This is a genomic window from Planctomycetota bacterium (assembly GCA_016872555.1).
Lineage (GTDB): Bacteria > Planctomycetota > Planctomycetia > Pirellulales > UBA1268 > F1-20-MAGs016.
This window is the reverse complement of record VGZO01000037.1, coordinates 35,301-41,381: the sequence shown is the minus strand read 5'-3', so window position 1 is coordinate 41,381 and position 6,081 is coordinate 35,301. Positions and strand designations below refer to the sequence as shown.

Annotated in this window: 6 protein-coding genes; all 6 read left to right on the top strand. The window is 70.1% G+C overall.

From position 1 onward, the window contains the following. Window positions 1–60: 60 nt before the first annotated feature. The 6 genes from FJ309_12535 (at window position 61) to FJ309_12510 (ending at window position 6,039) form a co-directional block, all read left to right on the top strand. Window positions 61–1,413 carry a hypothetical protein gene (locus FJ309_12535; protein MBM3955424.1) on the top strand — a complete coding sequence of 451 codons (1,353 nt, stop codon included), beginning with the start codon at window positions 61–63 and terminating at the stop codon, window positions 1,411–1,413. Between the two features lie 35 nt (window positions 1,414–1,448). Beyond that, window positions 1,449–2,348, top strand: coding sequence for a hypothetical protein (locus FJ309_12530; GenBank protein MBM3955423.1), 900 nt, complete (start codon window positions 1,449–1,451; stop codon window positions 2,346–2,348). A 51-nt stretch (window positions 2,349–2,399) separates the two neighbouring features. Then, window positions 2,400–2,633: a hypothetical protein gene (locus FJ309_12525; protein ID MBM3955422.1), complete on the top strand. Its 234-nt coding sequence runs from the start codon at window positions 2,400–2,402 to the stop codon at window positions 2,631–2,633. After that, entirely contained in the window at window positions 2,590–3,981 is a 1,392-nt protein-coding gene (locus FJ309_12520; protein ID MBM3955421.1) for a Gfo/Idh/MocA family oxidoreductase, read from the top strand. Before FJ309_12525 ends, FJ309_12520 begins: the two co-directional genes overlap by 44 nt. A gap of 229 nt (window positions 3,982–4,210) precedes the next feature. After that, window positions 4,211–5,233: a DUF1559 domain-containing protein gene (locus tag FJ309_12515; GenBank protein ID MBM3955420.1), complete on the top strand. Its 1,023-nt coding sequence runs from the start codon at window positions 4,211–4,213 to the stop codon at window positions 5,231–5,233. Between the two features lie 164 nt (window positions 5,234–5,397). After that, entirely contained in the window at window positions 5,398–6,039 is a 642-nt protein-coding gene (locus FJ309_12510; protein MBM3955419.1) for a hypothetical protein, read from the top strand. Window positions 6,040–6,081 lie beyond the last annotated feature (42 nt).

The following is a 6,081-nucleotide window of genomic DNA, read 5'->3' as shown; positions in this document are numbered from 1 at the left end:
CCCGGATGGACGTTGTCGGGCACCGGGGGACCGGGGTGGAATGCCGCTGGCTACCTCGACATGAGCTCCGGGCAGTCGTGGCGGAGCCCGTCGTTCGCCGTGTCGAGTTTGGAGTACCTCGAGGTTTCCTACCGCACCACGCTCGCCACGGCGCCGACCGGATTTGCCGGCATGGTCTCGACGGTGTCGATGAATCCGGCGGCAACGTGGAACTTCAATCCGCAGTCGCCCGGACCGACCGGCCAGGATCTGATCGCCGACGACTATCGCTCCAGCCTGGCGACGGCTGCCGGCTGGCAGGAACAGACGCTCTATTCGCGCGTGCAGCGGAATGCGACCGCCGCGAGCGTCCGTTTCCACGGCGACACCGGCGGCACGCTGTCGATCGACGATGTCCGCGTGGCGCGGGTGAGCGATCGTGGCGCGGTGGCCGATTGGTCCGACGCCGTCTGGGCCGCCCGACCACGCGCTGCCTCGCTGGCGGCCGCGCCGGCGCTGCCGTTCACCGCGGCCGCCGACCGGTTCGCGACGCTGCCACGGACCGACGGGCGTCTGGCCGGCGGGCAAGCGGTGACGATGGTGATGCTCGGCGACAGCATCGTCAACGACATGGCGAACTCGGCGTTCGACGTGCTCGTGGAGCGGTCGCGACCCGGTGCGCGGGTGGATGTCGTGACCGCCGTCGGTGGCGGGGCGGGGATCGACAAGTGGAACCCGCTCAACGCCACCTATCCGTTCGTCAGCAGCACTGCCGCCGGCGGCACGCTCAAGTTCAACGAGGCGGTGATCGATCAGCGTCCCGACGTCGTCGTCATCGGCGGGATCAGCACTCCGGCCACGGCTGCCGGGTACCAGGCGATCCGCGACGTGATCGACAAGCTCCGGTCGTCGAGCGTCCACGACCAACTCGGCCATACGCCCGACATCCTGCTCACGACCGGGGCATTTGGATACGGGCCGTGGAGCAGCACGCTGGCGGGGAATCCCGCCGTGATCGGCAACGTCCGCGGCGACCCTGGCCTGGTGCCCGGTTCGGCGGCGTGGAACAAGGCCTGGTGCCCGACCGACCAACTCGATCCGCTCGCGCCCTTCGAGGGTGACTACCGGTCGAATCTCCTCCGGATCGCGAACGAGAAAGGGGTCGGATTTCTCGACACGATGGGGGTCTGGGGCGAGTACATGATCCTCGCCCAGGGGGGCACGCTCGGATCGCGGCACGTCGACTCCACCGTCTACGACGCTTACTTCCGCGACGTGATCCATGCCAACACCTATGGCAAGGAGCTTCTCGGGAGGACGTTGGCGGCGACATTCGCGCCGGTGCCCGAGCCGACGACGCTCGGCCTCGCCGTCGGGGCGGTGATCTGCCTGTGGTCGGTGCGCCGCGGCGGCCGCCGCCGGTCCGGTCGCTGACTTCCCAGTGTGATGACCCCGCGAATGGTGCGGCGATGCGACCTGGAGACCGTGCCATTTCGCCGCGCGGCCATCTGTTCGCCTGGGGCGGCACGCTGCTTTTCGGCGTGGTGGTGGCAGTGGTTGCGGGCCGGTTCGACGGGCGCCAGCCGTGGGGCGGCTGGGAGCCGAGTCACGAGCTCGACCGACCGGGCTATGGCGAGCGGATCGAGCGGGAACGCACGATCCGCACGCGTGCCAACACCTACTCGAACCTCGCCTATGTCCTCGTGGGACTGTATGCGGGGGCGCTGGCAATCGCGGATCGGCGTTGTGGCCGCGGCGAGATGGCCGGGATGTCCGACATCGATGAGAGGCCGGACCGAACCGATACCGCGCTGACGCTGTCATTCGCCGTCGCGATGGTCTGGCTCGGGTTGATGAGTGGCCTGTTCCATGCGTCGCTCACGCGCCTCGGTCAGCGCCTCGACGTCTCGGCCCAGTATCCGCCGCTGCTGGCGATCGTGTGCCTGGGCGCCGCACGCGGGCTGCCGCGGCGTGTCGGCGCGGTGCCGACGTGGACGGTGCTCGTCGGCGCGATGGTCGTGGCCGAGGGGCTGTTGTATCGCTACAAGTGGTCGATGTCGGCGACGACCGTCCTGGCGACGCTGATCCTCGCGGTGGGCCTCGTGGCGTTGGCCGAGCACATGGTCGCACCGGGGCGCCATCAGGCCGGCTGGTTCGTCGCCGCACTGGTGATGCTCGTCGCCGCGGTGGCCTGCCGGCAGCTCGACGTCGCCCGCCGGTTCACCGGCCCCGATACGATCGTCCAAGGACACGCCCTGTGGCATCTCCTCACGGCAGCGGCCCTCGGGGCGATGTGGCTCCACGAGCGGTCAGGGCGCGGGGGCAAAACGGTTGCCCGCTCATTGGGCGGGGGCTATGATCGCGAGTAGTGAACAAAAGTATTGATTCCGCCGATGGGGCAGCGGAAAGAGGAGGTCCTGATGACGTTTGAAGCGATTCGCAGTCGGCTTGCCGTTCGGCCGTTTCAGCCGTTTCGCATCGTGACCAGCAGTGGTGAAACCTACGATGTCCGGCATCCGGAGATGGCGGTGGTGACGAAGACGGAAATCGCCGTCGCCCGGGCAGACGACGACGGCACGCCTTCGCGCCTCGTCCTTGTTTCGACGCTGCATGTCACGGCCCTCGAGCCGCTCGGGACTGCCGGGGCAGCGTGAGCGGCTCCGAACCCTGTCGAGGAACCGATCCATGGCGAGCACGCGGCGTGACATGATCCGGGGAGGCGCGGCGGTGGCGGCCTCGGCGCTAGCGACCGGTGCCGTGGCGGCGGCAGACGCGCCGCTGGCCGTCGCCCTGGTCGGCTGTGGGGGGATGGGACGTGGCCACCTCGAGCGGCTCGTGAAGCGCGGCGACGTGCGCGTTTCGCACCTCTGCGACGTCGATGCCGAGCGGCTCGCAGCGGCGCGGAAGATCGTCACCGATTCGGGTGCGCCTGATCCGCACGCCACGGCCGATCTCCGCGAGACGCTCGCCGACCGCGCGCTGGCGGCAGTCTGGATCGCGACCCCCGACCACTGGCATGGCCCGGCGGCGATCCTCGCCGCCGACGCCGGGAAGCACGTGTATGTCGAGAAGCCCTGCGCTCACAACGTGCGCGAGGGGCGGCTGATGATCGACGCGGCGCGGCGCAACAACGTCGTGATGCAGGTCGGCACGCAGAGCCGCAGCGCCCCCCTGATCCGCAGCGCCATCGAGCGGCTCCGGGCCGGGGCGATCGGCGAGGTGCTCGTGGCCAAGGCGTGGAACAGCCAGCGGCGCGGGTCGATCGGCCATGCCATGCCGAGCGATCCCCCGGCCACGCTCCACTACGACCACTGGGTCGGCCCGGCCGCCTGGCAGCCCTATCAGAAGAACCTGCTTCCGGGCGTGTGGCGCTTCTGGCGCGGCTTCGGCTGCGGCGACATCGGCAACGACGGTGTCCACGAGATCGACATCGCCCGCTGGGGCCTCGGCGTCGATACCCATCCGGATGCCGTCGCCGGTCTCGGCGGGAAATACTTCTTCGACGACGACCAGCAGTTTCCCGACACGCAGTACTGTGTGTGGGAGTGGCCCGGGGCCGATGGCCGGCGCCGCCAGTTGGTCTTCGAGCAGCGCGACTGGTCGCCGTATGTCCAGGAGGGGCACGAGAACGGCAACGCGTTTTACGGCACCAAGGGGATGCTCGTGCTCGGCAAGCGGACCGGCTGGCAGCTCTACGGCGAGCGCAACAAACTCGTCGAGGAGGAGAAGGGCAACGTCGACATCGGCCCCCACCACGACGACTTCCTCGACTGCATCCGCCGCGGGGCCACGGCCGGCGCCCCGGGCGATCGGGCCCATGCCGACATCGAGGAGGGGCACCGCTCGGCTGTCCTCGTCCATCTGGGCAACATCGCCTGCAGCCTCCGCCGGACGCTCCGGTTCGACCCTGCGGCCGAGCAGGTCGTCGGCGATGCCGAGGCCGGAGCGCTGCTCCGCCGCGCCTACCGCGACGGCCACTGGGCCGTGCCGCGCGGCGTCTGAGCCGTAATTCACGAGCCGCGGCGACGCGATCGTGAGCATCGCGCAAGGGGCGTGTGAGGATCGCGCGAGCGCCGTGTGAGCGGGCGATGAGGCCGCGCGCGGATTGCGCGCGCGTGCGGCCGTCGTCCTCACCAACGGCTCACGTGGCTGGCCTCTCCTTTGCCCATGCCCGGCACGCGCCGGGCGTTGCCGTGGGCACGGGGCCCGCGGCGCGCGAACCCGCCGACGGATGCCCGGGGCGACGAGCCCGGACGGCCGTCGGCTCACAGGAGAGGGTGGCATGGACTGGCAGACCCCTGAACGCACACGAATCATACGGCGGACACGGACCGGATTCACGCTCGTTGAACTGCTCGTCGTCATCGCCATCATCGGCACGCTCGTCGGGATGCTCCTCCCGGCGGTTCAGGCGGCGCGCGAGGCGGCGCGGCGCTCGAGTTGCCTCAACAACATGCGGCAGATCGGCCTGTCGCTCCACAACTACCTCTCGGCCACCGGCAAGCTCCCCAGCTCGCGTCCGCCGGCGAAGACGACCCCTGCGTCGGTAATGGCGTGGCCGGTCGTCGTGCTCGATTACTTCGAGGAGGGGAGCCTGTCGAGGCTCTACGACAAGACCGTCGCTTGGAATGCCGGTGTGAACGTCACCGCTGGCACCACCGTGATCCCGCTGTTCGTCTGCCCGTCGACGGCGGGATCTTCGCGGCGTGCGGCGGCAGGCACCGGGACGGCGGTCGATGGCAAGGTGATGGGGCCGCTCGATTACATCGTCATGCATCGCCTCCGGCACCGCTTCTACACGGCCAACGGTCTGACGAATCCCGGTGGGACCGCCGATCAGGAAGGTCCGTTGGTGCTCGGTCGCGCGACCCGCGTCGCGGAGATCAGCGACGGCCTCAGCCAGACGATCATGATCATGGAGGATGCGGCGCGCCCCGACTTCCATCTGCTGAAGCGCAATCAGAATTCCGCGCTTCCGCGGCCCGAGGGATTCGGGTGGACCGACCCGGACGGTGCCTCGGGATCGATGGACGGGACCGACGCCACGACCGGGGCGATCAACGGGTCGAGTGGAACGGGACGGTGCATCATGACCTGCAATAACGACAGCGAGCCCTATTCGTTTCATCCGGGCGGCATGGTCGTGTGCATGGCTGACGGTTCGGGGCGCTTCGTCTCCGAGCAGGTCAGCGCCGACGTGTTCGCCGCGCTGCTGACTGCCAAGGGGGGCGACATCGCCAACGGCGAGTACTGAGCCTGGTTCGCTCGGGTGATGTGCGAGGCTCACGGGCGCCGGCACGACCCGGTGGGCAGTGACCCCTCGTTCTCCACGTGGCCCACGGTCGGTTCCCCGGCCGTGGGCCGCGTCGTTGACCGGCCGGCCTGGGTGCGGGAGACTGCCGCGCCGGGGGATCACCGATGGCCGCGCGGAACCGCACCTCGTCGTTCGTCGCCGCGCTGGTGGCGGCCGGGCTGCTGGCGGGTGTCACCCGGGGCGACGGGCCGGCCGTAGACGATGACGGCGCGGCGGGGGCCCGCGACCGCCTCCTCGGGCTCCTCGACGGGCTCGGTCCGCCCGCCGGCGACGCCCGCACGCGGGTCGCGAAGGCCAAGAGCGTCGAAGCGCTCGGCGGCGCGGTCGCGGGAGTCGTCTCCCTGCGGGTGCACATCAATCCCGAGTCGCGCGTCAAGCTCCATGCCGTCACACCGATCGGCGACCTCGTCGTCGGCCGACCGCGGACGGTGCTCGTCGAGGTCGTCAACGAGGCCGGGGTGACGGCGGCGCTGGTGCTCGAGGCGCTGGATCTGGCAGGGGGTACGCCGCGCCCGGCCACGTTCTGCACTGTGACGCTTGCCGACGACGAGCGCTCGTCGCCGCGCCTCACGGGCCAGCCGGTCGAATGGAAGCTCGCGACACTTTCGCTCGACAGCCCCGGTCGTCGGGAGGTCCGCCTCGAGGCCGACGTTGGGCAGGGAACGCAGGATCTCGGATTCCGGGCCACGGCCGACCTGCTCCTCCGGGGCGTGGCGGCTGATCACGAGAAAGGCAGCGACCGATGATGAGCGCACGCGCGGCGATGGCAGCGGCGACCGTGAGCCCGC